Source organism: Microcoleus sp. S13_C3 (assembly GCF_036700905.1).
Lineage (GTDB): Bacteria > Cyanobacteriota > Cyanobacteriia > Cyanobacteriales > Microcoleaceae > Microcoleus.
The window spans coordinates 31,725-51,318 of the sequence record NZ_JAUBPT010000028.1 but is presented as its reverse complement, the minus strand read 5'-3'; the positions used below and the strand labels follow the sequence as shown (position 1 = coordinate 51,318).

General features: G+C 46.7%; 18 protein-coding genes. 8 read left to right on the top strand and 10 right to left on the bottom strand.

What is annotated here, in order from left to right:
• Positions 1-24 precede the first annotated feature (24 nt).
• The 3 genes from QUA16_RS10670 to QUA16_RS10660 are packed head-to-tail and all read right to left on the bottom strand — an operon-like array spanning position 25 to position 693.
• On the bottom strand, positions 25-204 hold the full coding sequence (locus QUA16_RS10670) for a type II toxin-antitoxin system RelE/ParE family toxin (RefSeq protein ID WP_333108632.1): 180 nt from the start codon (positions 202-204) through the stop codon (positions 25-27).
• On the bottom strand, positions 201-491 hold the full coding sequence (locus QUA16_RS10665) for a hypothetical protein (RefSeq protein WP_333108630.1): 291 nt from the start codon (positions 489-491) through the stop codon (positions 201-203). The genes QUA16_RS10670 and QUA16_RS10665 overlap by 4 nt, the downstream gene beginning before the upstream one ends.
• A complete protein-coding gene (locus QUA16_RS10660) occupies positions 451-693 on the bottom strand; it encodes a hypothetical protein (protein WP_333108628.1) in 243 nt (80 codons plus the stop codon). The genes QUA16_RS10665 and QUA16_RS10660 overlap by 41 nt, the downstream gene beginning before the upstream one ends.
• 253 nt (positions 694-946) lie before the next feature.
• Here QUA16_RS10660 and QUA16_RS10655 point away from each other — a divergent pair, with 253 nt between their 5' ends.
• On the top strand, positions 947-1,141 hold the full coding sequence (locus QUA16_RS10655; protein ID WP_333108626.1) for a hypothetical protein: 195 nt from the start codon (positions 947-949) through the stop codon (positions 1,139-1,141).
• 69 nt (positions 1,142-1,210) lie between these two features.
• Positions 1,211-1,456 carry a type II toxin-antitoxin system PemK/MazF family toxin gene (locus QUA16_RS10650; RefSeq protein ID WP_445252222.1) on the top strand — a complete coding sequence of 82 codons (246 nt, stop codon included), beginning with the start codon at positions 1,211-1,213 and terminating at the stop codon, positions 1,454-1,456.
• A 43-nt stretch (positions 1,457-1,499) separates the two neighbouring features.
• On the opposite strand, the gene QUA16_RS10645 is transcribed toward QUA16_RS10650, so the two are convergent.
• Together QUA16_RS10645 and QUA16_RS10640 are read right to left on the bottom strand one after the other, a co-directional pair.
• Entirely contained in the window at positions 1,500-1,661 is a 162-nt protein-coding gene (locus QUA16_RS10645; protein ID WP_333181129.1) for a hypothetical protein, read from the bottom strand.
• 54 nt (positions 1,662-1,715) lie between these two features.
• Positions 1,716-3,305: a glycoside hydrolase family 57 protein gene (locus tag QUA16_RS10640; protein WP_333108620.1), complete on the bottom strand. Its 1,590-nt coding sequence runs from the start codon at positions 3,303-3,305 to the stop codon at positions 1,716-1,718.
• A 256-nt stretch (positions 3,306-3,561) separates the two neighbouring features.
• Between QUA16_RS10640 and QUA16_RS10635 the strand changes: the two genes are divergently transcribed.
• Positions 3,562-4,785, top strand: coding sequence for an RNA-guided endonuclease TnpB family protein (locus tag QUA16_RS10635; protein WP_333181128.1), 1,224 nt, complete (start codon positions 3,562-3,564; stop codon positions 4,783-4,785).
• A gap of 10 nt (positions 4,786-4,795) precedes the next feature.
• On the opposite strand, the gene QUA16_RS10630 is transcribed toward QUA16_RS10635, so the two are convergent.
• Together QUA16_RS10630 and QUA16_RS10625 are read right to left on the bottom strand one after the other, a co-directional pair.
• Positions 4,796-7,969: an EAL domain-containing protein gene (locus QUA16_RS10630; protein ID WP_333181127.1), complete on the bottom strand. Its 3,174-nt coding sequence runs from the start codon at positions 7,967-7,969 to the stop codon at positions 4,796-4,798.
• 407 nt (positions 7,970-8,376) lie between these two features.
• On the bottom strand, positions 8,377-11,652 hold the full coding sequence (locus QUA16_RS10625) for a PAS domain S-box protein (RefSeq protein WP_333105507.1): 3,276 nt from the start codon (positions 11,650-11,652) through the stop codon (positions 8,377-8,379).
• A gap of 547 nt (positions 11,653-12,199) precedes the next feature.
• Between QUA16_RS10625 and gatB the strand changes: the two genes are divergently transcribed.
• The 5 genes from gatB (at position 12,200) to QUA16_RS10600 (ending at position 18,068) form a co-directional block, all read left to right on the top strand.
• Positions 12,200-13,702, top strand: coding sequence for an Asp-tRNA(Asn)/Glu-tRNA(Gln) amidotransferase subunit GatB (gatB, locus tag QUA16_RS10620; protein ID WP_333105509.1), 1,503 nt, complete (start codon positions 12,200-12,202; stop codon positions 13,700-13,702).
• 498 nt (positions 13,703-14,200) lie between these two features.
• A complete protein-coding gene (locus tag QUA16_RS10615; protein WP_333105510.1) occupies positions 14,201-15,367 on the top strand; it encodes a pentapeptide repeat-containing protein in 1,167 nt (388 codons plus the stop codon).
• Between the two features lie 43 nt (positions 15,368-15,410).
• Entirely contained in the window at positions 15,411-15,998 is a 588-nt protein-coding gene (locus QUA16_RS10610; protein WP_333105511.1) for a Uma2 family endonuclease, read from the top strand.
• 97 nt (positions 15,999-16,095) lie between these two features.
• Positions 16,096-16,731: a Uma2 family endonuclease gene (locus QUA16_RS10605; protein ID WP_333105513.1), complete on the top strand. Its 636-nt coding sequence runs from the start codon at positions 16,096-16,098 to the stop codon at positions 16,729-16,731.
• Positions 16,732-16,835: 104 nt separating this feature from the next.
• A complete protein-coding gene (locus QUA16_RS10600; RefSeq protein WP_333105514.1) occupies positions 16,836-18,068 on the top strand; it encodes a pentapeptide repeat-containing protein in 1,233 nt (410 codons plus the stop codon).
• 113 nt (positions 18,069-18,181) lie between these two features.
• On the opposite strand, the gene QUA16_RS10595 is transcribed toward QUA16_RS10600, so the two are convergent.
• From QUA16_RS10595 to QUA16_RS10585, 3 genes are all read right to left on the bottom strand, one after another.
• A complete protein-coding gene (locus tag QUA16_RS10595) occupies positions 18,182-18,586 on the bottom strand; it encodes a response regulator (protein WP_333181126.1) in 405 nt (134 codons plus the stop codon).
• Entirely contained in the window at positions 18,583-18,963 is a 381-nt protein-coding gene (locus QUA16_RS10590) for a response regulator (protein WP_333105532.1), read from the bottom strand. Before QUA16_RS10590 ends, QUA16_RS10595 begins: the two co-directional genes overlap by 4 nt.
• A gap of 101 nt (positions 18,964-19,064) precedes the next feature.
• Positions 19,065-19,523, bottom strand: a complete 459-nt coding sequence (locus QUA16_RS10585) for a hypothetical protein (protein WP_333105516.1) — start codon at positions 19,521-19,523, stop codon at positions 19,065-19,067.
• Between the last annotated feature and the right edge of the window lie 71 nt (positions 19,524-19,594).

The following is a 19,594-nucleotide window of genomic DNA, read 5'->3' as shown; positions in this document are numbered from 1 at the left end:
GTATCCCATCAATGGCACACCACGTCAACTGGGAGAAAATTGTGAATACGATCGCCCCAAATATGGAAACTGTGCAATCTGCTGACATTTTTTACCAAATCCTTCCACAAAGCGATCGCCCGCATCTACACTTTGCGCCAAAAAGTAATCGGAAATTTCGGATAAATCTCGACTCGCTTCGATCGTAATAAGCAAGCGATTCATGCTCTTAATTCTCTGGCTTTTTTCAGTTTATCTCTAAGTTGAGCTAATACATCGTCTAGATTGAGCAACTCACCTCGTTGTGCTTGTTCTCGTGCTAGATCGATTTTTTTCGCAGTTTCTTGTACCCACGCTAAATAGTTTGGGCTGTTGCCGTCATCGGATAAAGTAACATCATCGATTAATAACAGCAAGGCCGTATTAATTGCTTCTTCAAGGGAGGGATATTGACCGTGCTTTACTAAAGCTTCAAGGACTTGGGTTTGCTCTTGGCTCAAGGTGATTTGCATTGTTACCTCGGATGGGGCAAGGGTTGGACAATACTTCGACTGTATCGTATTTTATTACAAAAGTACGCGCGTGCGAAGCTATCCCGTAGGGAATCGCTCTTGACTGTGGCAGATAGAAAAAGGCGATCGCCTGCGCGTTGAGAAAAAGAGATAAAGTCTCGGTCGGAATTTGGCGGGCTGCTTGCGGTTGTCCGTCGGTCATGAAGATTGGGAGCGATCGCAACTGAGCGCTCCTAATCTCAAGGATGCTATAGCAATCCTAAATGATTATACTCGTTACCAGGAAGAGCCTGGTAACGCATATCCGGAGGCTCTGCCTCCATAGTCTGGGCCGAGGCAGAGCCTCGCTTACATCGGTTCCCAGGCAGAGCTTGGAAGTTAACCAGTTATTGAAACTGATGTGAGGATTGCTATATCATAGATTAACAGTTACTATGTCTTTATAGGTAAATGACATGAACGCTAAAGAATTGCTCCTTAAAGAAGTGGAGAATATTCCAGAATTTATATTAGAAGAAGTTTGGGATTTTCTGCAATTCCTCAAAGCAAAGTATGATAAAGATAAGTTAGAAGCAATCCTGCTCAGTGAATCTTCTTTGCAAAAAGACTGGTTAAAGTCAGAGGAGGATGAAGCATGGCAGAATTTGTAAAAGGTGATGTGATAGTTGTTCCTTTCCCATTTTCAGATTTAACACAAGCCAAGCGCCGACGCTCTAGTAATAGCAACTTTGGCAGGAGACGATCTAATTCTTTGTCAAATTACTAGCCAGACGCTCGCCGATCGCTATGCTATTACCCTTGAAAGTAGTGATTTTAGCGAGGGCGGACTTAACCAAACGAGTAACATTAGACCTAATCGCTTGTTTACCGCCGATCGAGAAATTATACTTTATAAAGCTGGTAAGCTTAAACCTGAGAAGTTGAACGAGGCGATCACCAAGATAGTTGAAATTCTTCACCAATAATTCTCGATTGTCCAGCGTTCTTCTGCTTCAAAATGCTGTTTGACTACATTGTGTTGTGCGAGCGCCTGCGCGTTGAGAAAAAGACATAAAGTGCGATCGACCTTTCCCGACCAAAAAGGCGCTCGCACTCACACTCTAAACCAAATATCGCCCCTCTCATTCCACTCCTGGCGATCGCCCCATTACCTATAATTTTAATTAACATCCTGTCCCTCCCTTAAGCAGGGCTGGGGGGACAGGATGGGAGGGGAAACGAGCCTTAAAGCGATCGATAAACGCGATAGTTAATTTCAGGGAAAATATTATCAATCTCCTCAACCTTCTCCAACCAACCCGAATCAACTTTCCCTTCTTTCACTTCATCGTAAAGCTTGTGAAAGCGCATTAAGTGCGATCGAGTCCGGCGCACTGCATAGGGTACCATCGTCCCTGTACGCATGATAAACGCCCAGTCAGAAGATTGAGCTAGCAGCACTTCCCGCGCCGCCTGGTTCAAAGACCGCCACTGCAATTCATCCGCAGGTTCCATGCTTCCCAACTCAATCATCCGTTCCGCTGCTTTGTGCAAGTGCGGGTAAATCCAAGCATTGGTATCGTTGAGCCAATATTCGTGGAAACCCCGGAAACCCCAACTAGACTGAGACGGGCGGCACACTTGCTGAGTCGGATTTCCCCGCAAATAATCGGCTAAGTGCGTCATCTCGTACGTATTTTGGTCGTACCAACTCTTGCGGAACAGGTAATCTAAGAACCAAGGCCCTTCGTACCACCAGTGACCGAAAAGTTCGGCGTCGTAAGGCGAAACAATAATCGGCGGACGCTGCATAATGCCGTTGAGGTGTTCGACTTGGCGTTCCCGGTTGAAAGCAAAGTTGCTGGCGTGTTCGGCTGCTTTTTCCCGTGCCCAGTAAGGATCGTACAACTGTTTATCGCCTAAACCCAATCCGCGACCGGTGATTTTGTGATATTTAATCCCGGTATTTTTCCGCTGGCCGTTGGGCATGATGTAGGGCTTAATGTAATCGTAGTCAGCTTCCCAGCCCAAATCTTTGTAGAATTCGCGGTATTCGGCGGCGCCTGGATAGCCGACTTCCGAAGACCAAACCTGCTGCGAGGATTCGTGATCCCGGCCGAAGGCTGCTACTCCGCATTCGGTGAAAATTGGGGCGTAGCTGCCGTAGCGGGGACGCGGGCGGGCGTAGAGGATGCCGTGACCGTCTGTGAGAAAGTAGCGGAGGCCTGCGTCGGCTAACATCCGCTCTAAGCCTTCATAGTAGGCGCATTCGGGCAGCCAAATGCCTTTTGGTCGGCGGCCGAAGTTTGCTTCGTAGTTGTCGCAGGCTACTTGAATTTGTGCCCAAACTGCTTCGGGGTACATTTTCATCAGCGGTAGGTAGCCGTGGGTGGCACCGCAGGTGATGATTTCGAGGTTGTTGGTATCTTGGTGTTCTTTGAAGGCTTTGACTAAATCTCGATCGTACTTTTCCCAAAAGTTGCGGACTTGAGAGAAATGGGCGGCGTAATGTTCTGCCAAATAGCGGAGGTGGCCGTTGCCGCTATTGTGTTCGATTTCGAGATCCGCTAATTCTTCGAGTTTAGCCAAGTGGTCGTCGAAGCGGTCTTGCAGCAAGGGGTCGCGCAGCATTGCCACCAAGGGCGGCGTCATGCTCATGGTAATTTTAAAGTCGATGCCGTCGCGCTTGAGCCCTTCAAAGACTTGCAGCAGGGGAATATAGGTTTCCGCGATCGCCTCAAACAGCCATTCTTCTTCTAAAACGTAGTCGCTTTCGGGGTGGCGAACAAAGGGCAAGTGGGCGTGGAGAACGAGGGCGAGGTAGCCAATAGTCATAATGATTTGGATGCCGTAGTTATTAACTGACGCCTGTTAGGGACAGCTTTAAAATATTTTAAGATTTTATGCTGAAACGGGACTCACAAAATGCCGTGTTTTTTTAACTCCTCGCTCCTGTTGTCCCCCGCTATAACTGTACCCAGTGTCTTCGGTGGGATGAAAGGCAGGGAGATTGTAGGTACGGAAATCTCCAAATCTTTATTTTTGTAGATATTTTACTGAAATGTTTATAATACAGTAAGGAGGCAATGAGATGCTGCATACTGCTATCAAGGTTCGACTTGATCCAACATTAGAGCAACAAGCCCTACTGTCTGGGCACTTTGGCTGTGCCAGATGGTGGTGGAACTATGGTCTAAATAAGTCAATTGAGACTTATAAAGAAACGGGTAAAAGCCTTGGTCAGTCAGCACTCAATGCCTTTTTACCAAAACTCAAGAAAACCGAAGAAACACTTTGGTTGTCTGAATGTTACAGCCAAGTTTTGCAAGCAACAACGCTCAACCTCACAACCGCCTATAAAAACTTTTTTGCAGGTCGTGGTAGGTTCCCGCGCTACAAGTCAAAGCATGGTAAGCAATCGATTCAGTATCCTCAAAATGTCAAGGTACTTGATGGGTTTATTCAGTTTCCGGGCAAGGTCGGCAAAGTTAAAGCCAAGTTGCACAGGAACATAGAAGGAACAATCAAAACCGTAACGGTTAGTTTAAATCCTTCTGGGAAATACTTTGCCTCAATATTGACGGAGAGTGAAGGCGACAATCCGACTGTTTCAACGGTCGGAAAAGTAATTGGGATTGACTTGGGATTGACTCATTTTGCTATTACGAGTAATGGCTGCAAAGTCTCCAAGTATGATAACCCTAAGCATCTAGCCAAACACGAGAAAAACCTCAAACGCAAGCAACAAAAGCTAGCTAAAAAACAGAAAGGAAGTAATTCAAGGAACCAAGCTAAAAAGACGGTAGCTAAAGTGTACGAACGGGTAAGTAAATCCCGTCAGGATTTTCTACATAAGCTTTCGAGAAAGCTCGTCAATGAAAACCAAGTTGTCGTAGTAGAGAATCTTAATGTCAAAGGCATGGTACGCAATCACAATTTAGCTAAAGCCATATCTGATGTGGGATGGGGAACCTTTATCAATTTCCTAGCTTACAAGCTAGAGAAAAAAGGTGGCAAGTTGGTTGAAATTGACCGCTGGTTCCCCAGCTCCAAGCTCTGCTCTAATTGCTATTACCAGATTGATAAGTTACCGCTTGATATTAGGGAGTGGACTTGTCCTAATTGCGGTACTCGTCATGACCGTGATGGTAACGCCGCAACAAACATTAGATCCGAAGGCATCAGGATACTACAGACGGATGGAACAGCCGTTTTTGCTAACGGAGGGGAAGTAAGACCAAAGATTGGACGCAAGTCTGTTCTGAGGCATTCCTCTGTGATGTTAGAAGCCCACACTATAATCGTTTCGATTTAGTGTGGGTAGTTCACTGGCCTTTCTCTAACAAACTAAATGTCAGCAAATTCTGATTTTCTGCTTGCTGTCGGATTAGGGCTGCTGCTGTTTGAGAGTCTACTGGCTTTGAGAAAAAGAATCCCTGGGCGTACTCACATTTTAACCCTTTGAGTATAGATAGTTGCGAGGCTTCTTCGACTCCTTCGGCTACTACATCCATACCTAAATTGTGGGACAAAGTAACGATCGACCGCACAATTTCTGTCGGATCAATCCCTCCTTTACTGAAATCGAACTCACCTCCCATCCTGCTAACAAAAGAGCGGTCTATTTTTAAGGTATTGGTGGGGAAGCGGTGCAGGTAGGAGAGCGAGGAATAGCCGGTGCCGAAGTCGTCAATGCACAAGTGTATGTTTCTGGTTCTGAGCTGCACCAGCATGGCTGTTACTGATTCGGAATTTTCTATGAGTACGCTTTCGGTAATTTCTAGTTTTAAACTGCTGCCGTCGAGGTGAGTTTCTGCGAGAACTTGGTCGATGTATTCGATTAAATCTGGCTGAGAAAACTGTTTGACAGAAATGTTGACGCTAACGCTTAAGGGGGGGTTGCTGGGAAATAGCTGCTGCCACTGGCGGATTTGGTGGCAAGCTGTGCGGAGTACCCAGCGGCCCAGGGGTACGATCAAGCCGGTTTCTTCGGCGATGGTGATGAATTCGCCGGGGGAAACTAAGCCGCGTTCTGGATGCTGCCAGCGCACTAGGGCCTCAAAACAGGTAATTGTGTTATTGGCGATCGACACGATCGGCTGGTAGTGAATAATAAACTGGGGCGCTGCGGATAAGGGGGGTAAGGCTGATTCGGGGGATGGGGGAAAGTCTTCTTCTTTCGCCTGGTCTCTAATTGATTCGATCGCCCGCCGCAGGTCGTTTTCTAGCTGCAACAGCCGCAAAGCGTGGGCGTGCATGGAACTGTTGAAAACTTCGTGTCGGGCTCTGCCGAGTTCTTTGGCGCGGTACATTGCTGTGTCGGCGTCGCGCAGCAGGGTTGTCGGTTCCACGTATTCGCCAGAACTCAAAGCTATGCCGATGCTGGCGGTGATAAATACTTCGTGTCCGTCTAGAAGGAGAGGGGAGGTGATTTTCTTTTGCAGGCGGTTGACAATGGTGGTAGCTTCATTGATGCCCTCGATGTCTTCGAGCAACAGCACGAACTCGTCTCCCCCGAGGCGGGCCACTGTATCTCCGGGCCTCAGACAAGCTTCCAGACGCCGCGCGATCGATACTAGCAGTTGATCCCCGATGGCGTGGCCGAGGGAATCGTTGACTACTTTAAATCTATCTAAATCGAGAAACAGCACGGCAAACAAGTAGTCTTTGCGCCGTTTTGCCAGCCTCAGAGCGTGTTCGAGCCGATCGGTAAATAGCGATCGGTTGGGCAATCCGGTGAGGGCGTCGTGAAAAGCATCGTGCAGCAGTTGTTCTTCGGCGAGTTTGCGCTGAGTGATGTCGTGACAGTTAATCACGATTCCCTCGACTGCGGGATCGTACAGCAAGTTGGTGGCTACAGCTTCTACATAACACCAGGAACCGTTGCGGTGGCGGACTCGGTACTCAACTGGGCACTGGCTTCTTTTGGGGTTTTCAATGGCTTTGTGGAGGGTTTCGGCGATCGTGGCGCAGTCGTCGGGGTGAACTATTTCTAAGGCGCTGCGCCCGATCGCCTGGTGGGGTGCGTATCCTAAAATTCGCTTGACGGAAGGGCTGATGTAGCGGAAGATTCCTTCGGCGTCGAGAATGATCGTGATGTCTGTGGCATTTTCAATCAGCGAGCGAAATCGCTGTTCGCTTTGGCGCAGGGCTGATTCTGCTTGTTTGCGATCGCTGATGTCGAGGGCTACTCCGTCTATAATTACGTCGCCGTTTTCGTTTTTGGAAAATTTAGCGCTGTCTTGCACCCACTTGACCTCCCCAGATCTCAGAACGATGCGGTACTGGCGATCGCACGGCAAAAGACTCGCTCTCGATGCTGCTACGCCACTGTCAGACGAGCTTTTGTCCTCTGGATGGATAATTTCGGTCAAGAGTTCTGGGTGGGAAATCACTTCTTCTGCCGCGAACCCAGTAACTTCGCGCACGCCCGGACTGATGTAGGGCATGGAGATTTTGCCATCTGGATGCAGCACGGTGCGGTAGACTGAGCCGGGAATGTTGGCTGCCATTGTGGCTAGCTGCTGCTGGATGCCGCAGACTTCTGCTTCGGCGCGCTTGCGTTCTGCAAGTTCGGTTTGGGCTTGTTGGTAGAGTTCGGCTTGGTGGATCGCGATCGCGCACTGATCGGCTATGGCTTTGAGTAGTGACAGTTCTTCTGCGCTCCAACAGCGCGCTCGATCGCACTGATAGAGGCTAATTCCTCCCAAAAATGACTGCTGGTAGAGCAGTGGCGCGATCGCGACGGAGCGAAACCCTACCAACCCTGCTGATTCTTGCAGGGACGGGCACAGGGTCGATAACTCGTCGATAATCAGGGTTTCTCCGGCCGCGAGCCCCGATCTGTAGTGCTCAGCCACTTTGCAATTTAGCCCGACAAACCGTTCTCTGTCGGCTGCTTTGCTGATGTAGCGAACTCTGATGCCGCCTTCAGCATCTGGCTGCAAGATGGCGCAGGCGCTGATGTCTAGAGCTTCGTGCAGTTGATCTGCGGTGGTTTGGAGCACTTCGTCGAGTACAAGGGTGAAGCGCATGGCTTGGAGGATGCGGTTGACGATCGCTTCACGAGTCGCTTGCCGCTGAATTTGGGCGATCGCTTCTTGTTGCTGGCGCCGCATTTTGTATTCTTGGAGCGATCGTTCTAAGACTGTTGGCAACCTAAACAGCCGCCCTTTTAATACATAATCGGTCATTCCGGCTTTGATGCACTCAACGGCCGCTTCTTCTCCCAAACTTCCCGTTACTAAAATTAAGGGTATGTCTTGCCCTAATTCCTGCATTAATTTCAACACTTCTAAACCGTTGAATCCGGGGAGGCGGTAATCTGAGAGTACAGCATCGTACTTGCAATTCTGGAGCAGTTTTCTGCACTCTGTTGCTGTTTCTGCCGTGTCGCACTTAAAATTTACCCCCCCCGCTTCTAAGGCGAGCACTATTAATTCCATATCTTCTGCCATGTCTTCGATAATCAACAATTTTAATGTTGATTCCGCTACCATTTTTAGTAGATAGTTAGTCTGATTTATATCTAACATAAGGTATTGGGTATGTTTTCAATTGGTTATTTTTGTTTTTGCTAGTAATTTTTTAGACGGAATTTGGTTGTTAATTTTATCTCGATATTTTTAGTTATTTTTAGCAAAATCAATTATATACTCTACTCGCAAGACCTTTATTTAGCACTGGCAGTCGAGCGCTGACCGAACCGATTGGGGATCATCCCAATTTTTAAAAGAGCATTTTTTAGGAGTACGAGCATCTTGCACAGCCGGGCCTAGAGCTTTCGCTTCCATGCCTAACCGTGAACACTCCTGTCACACCAAAATTCTGATGCTCTCACCGATTGTGACTTATTTAAGTGTATAAGAGTTTTAAATTCTGAATTTAAAACTCTTATACACTTAACTTACGAATCTATATTACCGTTTGAGATTGTTTGCGCTAGTTTAAAGTAAAACGTGGCTCCTTGACTAGGTAGGCTTTCTGCCCAAACCGTGCCGCCGTGGCGGTGAATAATCCGCTGGACGATCGCCAAACCGATGCCCGTACCTTCAAATTCTCTCTGGGAGTGCAGCCTTTGAAAGGCTCCAAACAGGCGATCGGCATATTCCATCGGAAAACCCACCCCGTTATCCTTGACAAAAATCGTCCCATCCGGTAAACCCTCAATAACTATTGTAGCCGGAGTGCGTCCGCGGCTGAACTTGACGGCGTTGCTAATCAAGTTGCTGAACACCTGTTGCAGCAAGGTGGGATCTCCCATTACTGTCGGCAAATCTCCGACGACAAATTCAACGCTGTGGGGAGTTTGGGCCGGATCTGCGACGGTTGGTGGTTTAGTCAATTTAATCGCATTTTGTACCAAACGGCTCAGATCGATCGGAATTTGCCTCAACTCGGTGCGAGTCACCCGCGACAGGGCGAGCAAACCGTCAATCAACAGGCTCATTTTTTGGCTGCTGTCTTCAATTACTTCCATATAGTGAACTATTTTGGGATCGCTCAAAGCCTCCGTTAATTCTAGCCGCTGTTTCAACGCTTCTACAAAACCTGAAATGTGTCGCAAAGGTGCGCGCAAGTCGTGGGAAACTGAGTAAGAAAAAGATTCTAATTCTTGATTGGCAGATTCTAATTGCTCTGTCCGTTCTGACAAAGCTTGTTTTGTCTCTACCAACTCAGTGATATCGCGAGAAGTGCCAATTAAAGCATAAACATCGCCCTCGATATTTTTCAGGGGGATTTTAAAAGTATCGTAGTAAGTAGTCTCGCCAGATATCACAAATTTATCCTGCAAGTGCAGAGTTGCCCCTGTTGCAAATACCTGCGAATTTTCCCTAGAGAATTTTGCGGCTATTTCTGGGGCGAAACATTCAAAAATAGTTTTGCCCTGCATCTCTTTTCTGCTATTTAATCCCGCAGTTTTGGCAACAGATTGGTTGACAAAAGACAGGCACATATTCTCGCGCTCAACCACAAAAATGTGATCGGGCAAAGCATCAAAAAAAGTTTCTAATTCTGCGGTACGCTGCGCGACTTGAGCTTCTAAAGTTTCGTTGAGTTCTTTAAGTTCAGCTTCTACTCGTTTGCGTTCGGTAATATCTTGTCCAATGCTGATACACCTGCCGTCCGAAAGACGAACATTGGCCCAAGAAGTGTCGATAATTCGCCCGTCTCTAACTTTTGTCTTGAAGTCGCTCCAGTTCGGATTTGCTGCTTCAATTTCATCCCAAACATATTGACGGTATTCTGGCTGCAGATAAAATTCGGCCAAGATATCGCGGTCTTTGATTTCCGCCAAACTCCAGCCGAGCACTTGTTCCCAGTGGCGGTTTACCCAGTTTATTTGACTGTTTTTGTCCAAGAATGCGAGCATGACTGGCACGTTGTCGAATATAGTTTGCAGCAGTTCTTTTTGCTGTTTTAATGATTTTTCGGCTTGTTTGCGATCGCTGATGTCGAGTACGGAACCGATAAATTGTAAAATTTGTCCGTCTGGGGTTCTTTTGAAAATTTTAGAGCGATCGTGCACCCAGCGCCATTCCCCATTTTTGTGTTTGATTCTGTAGTCTCTGTCATCCGTTTCATAGGGATTCCTACTGTGTTTGAGTCGCTCCATACCTGTAATTAGCTTTAACATATCATCGGGATGAACTAAGTTAGCTACAGCGTCTTTACCCAAATCTTGCAATTCTTGGGGAGTGTATCCCAGCATGGCTGTGACAGATTCATTTGCATAAATATTTTTGTTTTCTACTGCATCGTAAATGTAGAGAAAGTTAGGTATAGTTGTAACAATACTCTCTAAAAGTCGCTGATGTTTTTGCAGTTCCAATTCTGCCTGCTTGCGCTCGCTTAAGTCCAGCACAAAACTGACGCCTAAGTGCTTCGTTCCTTCTAAAAATGTGCTGCCCAGCAGCACCGGAACGCGACTACCATCGGAGCGTATAAATTCTTTTTCAAAGGGAATAACCATATTTCTAGCCTTCAGTTCGGCAACTTTTTCTGTATCTAAACGCACGTATTCATGTGGTGTCATTTCTTGCCAGTTAACTCTTCCGGCCAGCAGATCCTCCCGCGTATAATTTACAGTGTTTAAAAAAGCGGCGTTGGCATCTGTAATGCTGCCGTTAAGATCCCAAAAAATTAGACCGATCATGTTAGAATCAACGATGGCTTTAAATTGGGATTCGCTTTGTCGCAACTGATCTTCGACTTGTTTTAGTTCTGTGATGTCGCGGGCGATGGATAAAACTGTTTCTACGGAATTGTCTTCAGCAAACTCGGGAATGACTCGACAGTGGTAATGTTTTATGCCATCGGGACTAGGAAACTCAAATTCTATGGTTTCTTGTTTGCCGGTGCCAAAAACTTTAAAAAAACTCTCGTCCCACAGGTCGCACAAGTGTGGTGGCATTCCTGATTCTCTGTTGCTTTTGCCAATCAATTTTGCGGCGGGTTTTCCAGTGGTTGATTCTACTGCTGGGTTGATGTAAAGGATGCGTAGGTTGCGATCGAACCGAGCGATAATATCGGTCGCATTTTCGGCGAGGGTGCTGAAAGCTTGTTCGCGCCGATGCAGTTCTTCTTGAGTGCGGTGGAAATCGGTTATGTCTCTGGCAAAAGATAGAATTGAAACTACTCTTCCCGATTCATCGATGAGTGCAGAATTGTACCATTCGCAGTAAATTACCGAGCCATCTTTGGTATAGTTGCGGTTGTGGCAAACATTGCGGGGTTCTCTGCTGTGTAACAGTTGATTTGTGACGGCGCATACTTGCTCGAAGTCTTCTTGATAAACTATTGACCATTCGTGCCAGTATTTGCCCATTACTTCTGCTGCACTCCAGCCAAATATTTGTTCTGCCATTGGCGACCACCGCACTACCCGAAATTCGCTGTCCCACTCTACCACTGCCATTGGTGAGTTTTCTAGATGAAATTCCCGCCGCGAGTTGGCTTTTTTTATTTGAGTTTGAAGTTGTTGCCGGAGTTGCTTCGCCTCGGCCAAGCTGTCGCTGAGTTCCTGTGTATTTGCTGAGCCGGCTTTGGCAATTTGAGCAATGGTTTCTGCTGTTTGTTTTTCGAGTTCGTTCCAAGCGAGTTCGAGGGCTGATTCCGCCTGCTCTAGCTCAGTGATGCTGTTGAGAAACAGTGTGGCACTTTCAACTGGAATTTCAGGCATAGTTTTGACACTTAGGCAAGTGTTACTTTTAGAATTCAAAATTAAAGCTTAAAAATTAAAAATATAGAATTTCCTGTTAAATTATACATTTTTAATTTTTAGTCTGTGCGTGGAGCCGATCGTTGGAGGCGAGCGGCGTTATTCCAGACTGCCAGTCAAAGGATTTGGGGTGTAGATCGATCGGCAATTGTGGTGGATCGATCTAAAATTCTCCTGGGTAAGGGAAGGGTGCGGGCAGGAGCTGGCCCTAAGTATATTTTTGCACAGAGAGAGCTGTTGTTTGGGGGCGATCCAAAGGATCTCGGCGTGGCTGCGGGCTGGGGTCGATCGCCAATCTGTAGCAGGGCGTTGCGTATGCAGATCCCCATTTCTCTCAACTAAACACGCTTGGTCAAAGTCCGGCAGGGGTTAAAACCAGCCCGAATGCGGGTTTGACCCGCTTGTTGACACCAATGAAACCGCCCCTACCTACCAATAATCTCCCATCAGTTTGGTCAATAAAAAGCTAAAATAAAATCTAAAGTTATTTCAGTCTTTTAAATCGCTTATGACTGCTGCTGCACCCTCTTCGATAAAAAACCAAACTCAGTACGAAGCCATTATCGGTCTCGAAACTCATTGTCAATTGAGTACGAATACTAAAATTTTCTCCAGTTCTTCTACAGAATTTGGCAATGCCCCAAATACTAACATTGACCCAATTTGTATGGGAATGCCGGGAGTGTTGCCAGTATTAAATCAAAAAGTTCTGGAGTATGCGGTGAAAGCAGGGCTGGCTCTCAACTGCTCCATCGCACCTTACAGTAAGTTTGACCGCAAGCAATATTTCTATCCCGATTTGCCGAAAAATTATCAAATTTCTCAGTTCGATTTGCCGATCGCTACTAACGGTTGGCTAGAAATTGAACTGGTGGATGAGACGGGAAATTCTACTAGAAAAAAAATCGGGATCACTCGCCTGCACATGGAGGAAGATGCCGGAAAATTGGTTCACGGCGGCAGCGATCGGCTCAGCGGTTCAACTTATTCAATGGTGGATTACAACCGCGCCGGTGTGCCTCTAATCGAAATTGTTTCGGAACCGGATTTGCGATCGGGCGCGGAAGCTGCCGAATACGGTCAAGAATTGCGCCGGATCGTGCGCTACATCGGTGTTGGCGACGGGAATATGCAAGAAGGTTCGCTCCGGTGCGACGTGAATATTTCGGTGCGCCCGGTTGGCCAAAAAGAGTTCGGCACGAAGGTGGAAATTAAAAATATGAACTCTTTTAATGCGATCGAACGGGCGATCGATTATGAGATCGAGCGGCAAATTCAAGCTGTGGAAAATGGCGAAACCATCATCCAAGAAACCAGGCTTTGGGATGAAAACAAGCAGTGTACTTTCAGTATGCGGATTAAGGAAGGTGCGAGCGATTACCGGTATTTCCCGGAACCGGATTTACCTCCGATCAAAGTTTCAGCCGAGCAATTGCAGGATTGGCAAGCTCAACTGCCGGAATTGCCGGCCATGAAGCGCAATCGCTACGAAACTGAGCTCGGTCTTTCTCCCTACGACGCGCGGGTGCTGACTGACGACAAAGCGGTGGCGGAGTATTTTGAAAAATCGATCGCCGCTGGTGCTGTGGCTAAACAAGCGGCGAATTGGGTGATGGGCGATATTACTGCTTATCTGAAAAATGAAAAACTGGCGATCGCAGAAATTCCTTTCCAACCGCAGGATTTAGCCGAACTGCTGGGGTTAATTGAGGCCGGCACGATCAGTGGCAAAATTGCTAAGGATATTTTGCCGGAGTTGCTGGCCAACGGTGGTTCGCCTCAGAAGTTCGTTGAGAGTAAGGGTTTGATTCAAATTTCGGATACTGGGGCGATCGATCGAGCGATCGATGCCGTGTTAGCGGCCAATCCCAAGGAGCTCGAACAGTACCGAGGCGGTAAAACTAAGCTGCTGGGCTTTTTTGTCGGCAAGGTGATGAAGGAAACGGGCGGCCGGGCCGATCCCAAACTTACCAATGAGCTGCTGGCGGCGAAGCTTAACGGCCCAGGCTAAGCAATTGTTAAGGGGATCGTGTAGCGGATACAGCGGCGGGCGATCGGTTTTTCCTGATCTCGCCATTCTCGCGGGATCGTAACTTTATAATTAATCTACATTTCTTTACAACATCTTCACGTTTGGGGGTAACACCCCTCATCCCGGTCGTGTTATATTGTGTTATGTAGATGCACCCTGATGGCAGAGAGAGTTACTTAGGTAGCTCTCTCTTTTTTTTGTCTTTTTTTTTTCACGGACGTGAAAATACGGATGGGGGAGAGGGCAGGGCTGTTTCATTCTCAGATCAAAAGGAGGTTTTCTGTAGGGGCAGTGCTAAGAGTGCCTGCCCCAAACCCAAAAGGGGCAACCACGGGGGGTTTGCCCCTACAAGAAAATGAAACCGCCCTGGGGGAGAGGGGGATGGGCTATACCGATTCCCGATTACTGATTACCGATTAGCAATTACCGCTTTGAGTCGATTAATATCAACTTTAGTTATTAACTAATTTTGACAGTATGAGCGAACAAGCTAGCGAGCTAATCAAGCAGGGGATTTCGCAATATCAGGCGCGCCAATTTGAGGCGGCGCTGGGTTCTTGGCAGGAAGCGCTGGGGCTGTATCGCTCAATGGAGGATAAGCGCCGATCGGGTGCGGCGCTGGGTAATATGGGCGTAGCTTACGAAGCGCTGGGAAATTATGCTCAGGCGATCGACTGCTACCAGCAGCATTTGGTGTTAGCGCGGGAAATTGGCGATCGCCGGGGCGAGGCAAATGCTTTGGGCAATCTGGGCAATGCTTGCTGTGCTCTTGAGGATTTTTCTGGTGCTATTGATTACCAGCAGCAGCGTTTGGCGATCGCGCGGGATACTGGCGACGCGCGTTCTGAGTTGGAAACTTTGGGCAATTTGGCGCTAGCTTACGATGCTAAGGGAGATTTGCCTGGTGCGATCGAATGTTATCACCAGCAGTTGTCGATCGCGCGCGCCAGCAAGGACGATCGCATTGAGCGTAATGCTCTCAAGAATTTGAAGGTTGCTTACAAGTATTTAGCAGATTACGAGAAGGCCGACGAGTACCGACAGCAGCAATTGGCGATCGTCCGGGAACTGTTTTTAACTGATAAAAATAAGAGTTTTGTACAACTTGCCGAAACAGTGGGTTTGAATCCGATTGAGGATTTTGCTGGGGCTAATTTAAGCGGTTTTGACTTGCACTACGCTGATTTTAACGGTGCGGATTTGCGCGAAACCAACCTCCGAGGCGCAGATTTGACTTTGGCCGATCTCAGCGGTGCTTTGCTGAGCGCTGCTATTTTAATTGATGCTAATTTGTGCAATGCTAATTTGCGGGATGCTGAACTCAGCAGCGCCAATTTGAGCGGTGCTGATTTGCGGACAAAGCTGCCCAGGGCGAATTTGAGCGGTGCAAATTTAACCGACGCTAATTTGAGCAGTGCTTATTTACCGAATGCGATTTTAGTAAATGCAAATTTGACAAATACTGATTTCAAAAATGCTGATTTAAGTGGTGTTAATTTGAGTGGTGCGAATTTAAAGGGTGCTGATTTAACCCGCGCTGATTTGAAAAATACGGTGGTTAAAAATGCGAACTTTTCTGGTTGTGTGGGAATTTCGGAAGCCCTGAAGGTTGAATTAAGGGCACGGGGCGGGATTTTTGAGTAGAATTAATTGGAAAGGTTGGTAATTGTAGAGGGTAAGAAAAGCTATGACTGCCGTAACTGTAAAACGATTCTCGATCGCCGAATATCACCGTTTGGGAGAACTGGGATTTTTCGCCCCCGATGACCGAGTTGAATTGATTCGCGGAGAAATTATCATTATGGGTGCTAAAGGTACGTTTCACTCTGTTTGTAATTCGCTACTGTTAGGAGACTTGTACCCGCTGCTGCGAAAAAGAGCGATCGTGCGCGGTCAAGAGCCGATTATTTTGTCGGCTGATAGCGAACCAGAGCCTGATGTTGTTATTGCTTGCAATCGTTCTGATAATTATTTATCTTCTCACCCGGAGCCTCCTGATATTTTGCTGGTAATTGAGGTTGCCGATTCTACTTTGAAATACGACAGGAGAACCAAGTTATCTCTCTATGCTGAATCGGGAATTTCTGATTATTGGATATTTAATTTGGTAGATATTCAACTGGAAATGCACAGCGAACCTTATCAAAAACAAAGAGGTGGTTTCGATTATCGAGTCAAACGAGTGGTTTTGCCGCATGAGGTTGTGGTAATTCCAGGTTTCCCAGATTTGTCTCTCGATTTATCTGCGGTATTTCCGGCGCAGATGGGTGAGTGAAGGTGAGGAGTGCGTAGGCCGGGGCCGGGGCGTAGCCATCGCCCGGATTGATGATATAATGCAAAAGTGCGATTGAACTCTTCACCAAAGTAGCACTATGACCGCTAAAACTCTCGCCCCACCCGAACAAATTGTCCAGCTATCGGGTATCAGTTGGCAAACCTACGAAAATTTGCTTGCCGAAATCGGCGATCGGCAAATTCGACTGAGATATAATCGCGGCCATCTTGAAATTATGGTACCTTCTCCAGAACACGAACGCTTCAAACAAGTATTGGGTCGATTTGTTGAAACCTTAGCGGAAGAATTAGAGGTGAGAATTGAACCTCTTGGATCTACCACATTTAAACGTCCTGAACTTAGCGGTGTAGAACCTGATGAATGTTTTTACATCCAGAATATTAGTGCAGTTAAAGGCAAAAAAAGAATTGACCTGACTCAAGATCCGCCGGATTTAGTGGTGGAAATTGATATTACCAGCCGTTCGGAAAATACCTTGCAGGTTTATGCGGATCTGGGAGTGCCGGAAGTTTGGATTTATAATGGACTGCGACTCAGAATCAACAGATTAGAAAATGGAGAATATGTTGAGAGCGAGATCAGTTTAGCATTTCCCAGCTTACCGATATTAGAGATTGTCAGATTTTTGGAACAAGCAGAAACAATGGACTATTTGGAATTAGTAAAAGCATTTCGGAATTGGGTAAAAAGCCAAATTCAGCAAAATCAATGAAGGGCGGAGGAAGTTAAACAAAATTTACAATTTTACAAAAAAAAAGCGGTGGTGTGATAAAATAGAGATCATAAACTAATTTAAATATCAATTACAGGCTGGTAGTGCCAGCAATTCTACCCGATATGCGATCGCTAGAGTCTCACAACAAATACCCAGATTGCTTGTGGATGCAATTAGAAGCAATTCCCGTTCCATCGGTTGCACCCCAAACCCAGCAGCTCGACATTCACTTGAGCCTGAATTTTAACGAGCATTGGGAACCCCTGCTAGGTGGTCGCGTCAAATTTGGTCTGCAAGGCGGGACGCTCAAACTATATCTAGAAAACTGCGAAATACCCGTAGCATCACGTCAGTTAGTCGGTTCTTTCAAGCTTTTGCCCATAGGAGAAACCCTGCCCATTCAAAGCAGTGCAGAAAATTTAGTAACCGAAAGTCAGCGGGGAGTTCAGGGCGGGGAAACGGCGGAAAAAACTAAGGAAACAGAGAGCATATTTTGTCACGTTTCCACAATCAGCGATGATACAACGCCAGCTTGGATTTTTGCAGTAGAACAGGGCAAATCCGTATTAAAAGGTTTGCTAAAAAGTGCTAAGCTGGGAGAAATTACTGCCAAAGAATTTCGGATTGCGGCGGCTTTTGAAGTGGCTAAAGAAGATATTTATCTCACAGATGCTGAGGGTTTGTGGCCGCACGAAATCACGCCAAATCAACATTCGATTTTAGAAAGAATTCTGACTGCATACCTGCAAGCAAATAAACTCAAACCTGCTCTTAGTTGGGCGCTATTCTCCTACAATTTGCCTCCGGTGGAACCGCGCGAAGTGGAAATTGTCCCGGAAGCTGAATCGGAATTGCAGGAAATGGTCGATCGCATTATTTCCGCTGAAACCGACAACTTTACAGAGTTGGCAAAAATAGCCAATCTCAATCCAGCACTAGATTTCGCGGGTAGCAGCTTGCGCGGAACGACTTTAAGTGCAGTGGATTTTAGCAGCGCAAATCTCGATCGGGCAAATTTCCGGGGTGCAACCTTAAACGATGCCGATTTCAGCGACGCCAACCTGCAAAATGCCAAATTCGGCGGTGCAGATTTGAGTGGGGCTTTCTTAGGAAATGCTGATTTAAGTGGCGCAGATTTGCACAAAGCAAGTCTAGCTTTAGCTAACCTCAGCGGCGCCAATTTGAGCGGTGCAAATCTGCTGGAAGTGAACTTAACAAATACTAATTTCAGTGGTGCGAATATCGAGTCAGCCAGATTCGGGAACAATTCAGGAATCGATGAGGAGATGCAGGTGAATCTACAGCAGCGAGGCGCAATTTTTGAGGAGGTTTAGTCCGTAAGTGCGAGATCCCTTTATTCATCCGCCTCCATTAGAAAGATTTCGTAAAAATAGCAATTACTGAGAGAAATTGTATCGAACAATCCCCAGGTTCCCAGAGAGGATAGTCAGTCTAAATCCCAACCCAACACCTTCGCAATCTCAACGGCAAGCATAGTTGGTTCTAGAGGATCGACGATCGCTGCTGCAAGTTGAGATTTGTGGAACCAACTCTGTTGTAAATTTGACCATTTGGCTTTGAGAGTTAGCAGCACAACCGGAATCCCTTGGGTTTCTGGTTGGCTTTTTAGTTGTTTGAGAAATCGCACTCCATCTATTTCGCCGATAGAAACCTCCAAAATAATCGCATCTGGCTGATAGGAACTTGCTTGTCGCAATCCTTCTAAAGTCGAGCCCGCAACTTCGACTTTCCAACCTACCACATCAGTCAAGCAAGCCTGGATTACCTCCCCTATAGTCGGATTTTTGTGAATTAATAAAAGTCTTTTTGTAGTCACACCGGGGAGTGTCAATCATTCCATCCCAAAATCTCTGCCACTTTTCCCGACAGGGTGGTGGCTTCAAATGGTTTGGGAATTACCCCTGCAACACCCATTTCGGCAAAGTTGGCCATATCGCTTGACAAAACTCTTGCTGTCAGCAGAATCACTGGAATCGATCGAGTTATGGGATCGGATTGGAGGATCTCGTACACAGCAAACCCATCCATTTCCGGCATTGATATATCCAGCAAAATAGCGTTAGGTCGTTCTTTTTCTAGGATTTGTAAACATTCTTTTCCTGATGCGGCCACCAGGGTGTTCCATCCCGCGAGGTCTTCCAGGCACATCTGTATCAGTTCGCGGAGGTGATCTTGGTCATCAACGATGAGAATTTGTTTCCCTATCATCTTGTTTTGGGGAAGGAGACTGCGATCGTAATTAGCTAGTTGCAAAGTGTTCATTTTATTTGGGTTGATTATAAATGAATTTTTCGGTGACCAATTGGGTCTCAAATACACATCTTTAAGCAATCGCTCAAATTGGCAGGTGAGAGTTGAATCCGAACTTCGGATGGCGGAATTCTCAACTCTTTAGCAAGCTGAATTGTTAAACCATCGCCGTGTATTTCAGTGCCATAGATTTCAGGATGTACGCGGTGGGGCAACGGGATGAGACTTTGAAATCTACTAGGAAGGAAATAACCTTCTACTCCAGCCACTTCGGTAGGTTGACCTTTAATTAAAACAGTTTCGGGAGTGATTTGGAGATTCAATTTGACAAGATGAATGTCAGAAATGCGAATCTTAAGGATCAGTGTCAGCTTCTTTTCTTGAATTGTAATACCTGCGATCGGTGTTTCCTCTGTATGAGCAATCCAAAGTGTGGATTGCTGACAACCAGTGGGCAAACGGGAAAATGAACCTGCCAGGTCCTGATTTATATCATTCAAAGCCTGAAAAGCATTCATTGAGTCTCCTCCTAATGCCAAGAACTGTTAGCTGCATAACAGGAGACTAAATAGCAACGGTAAGGAATTGG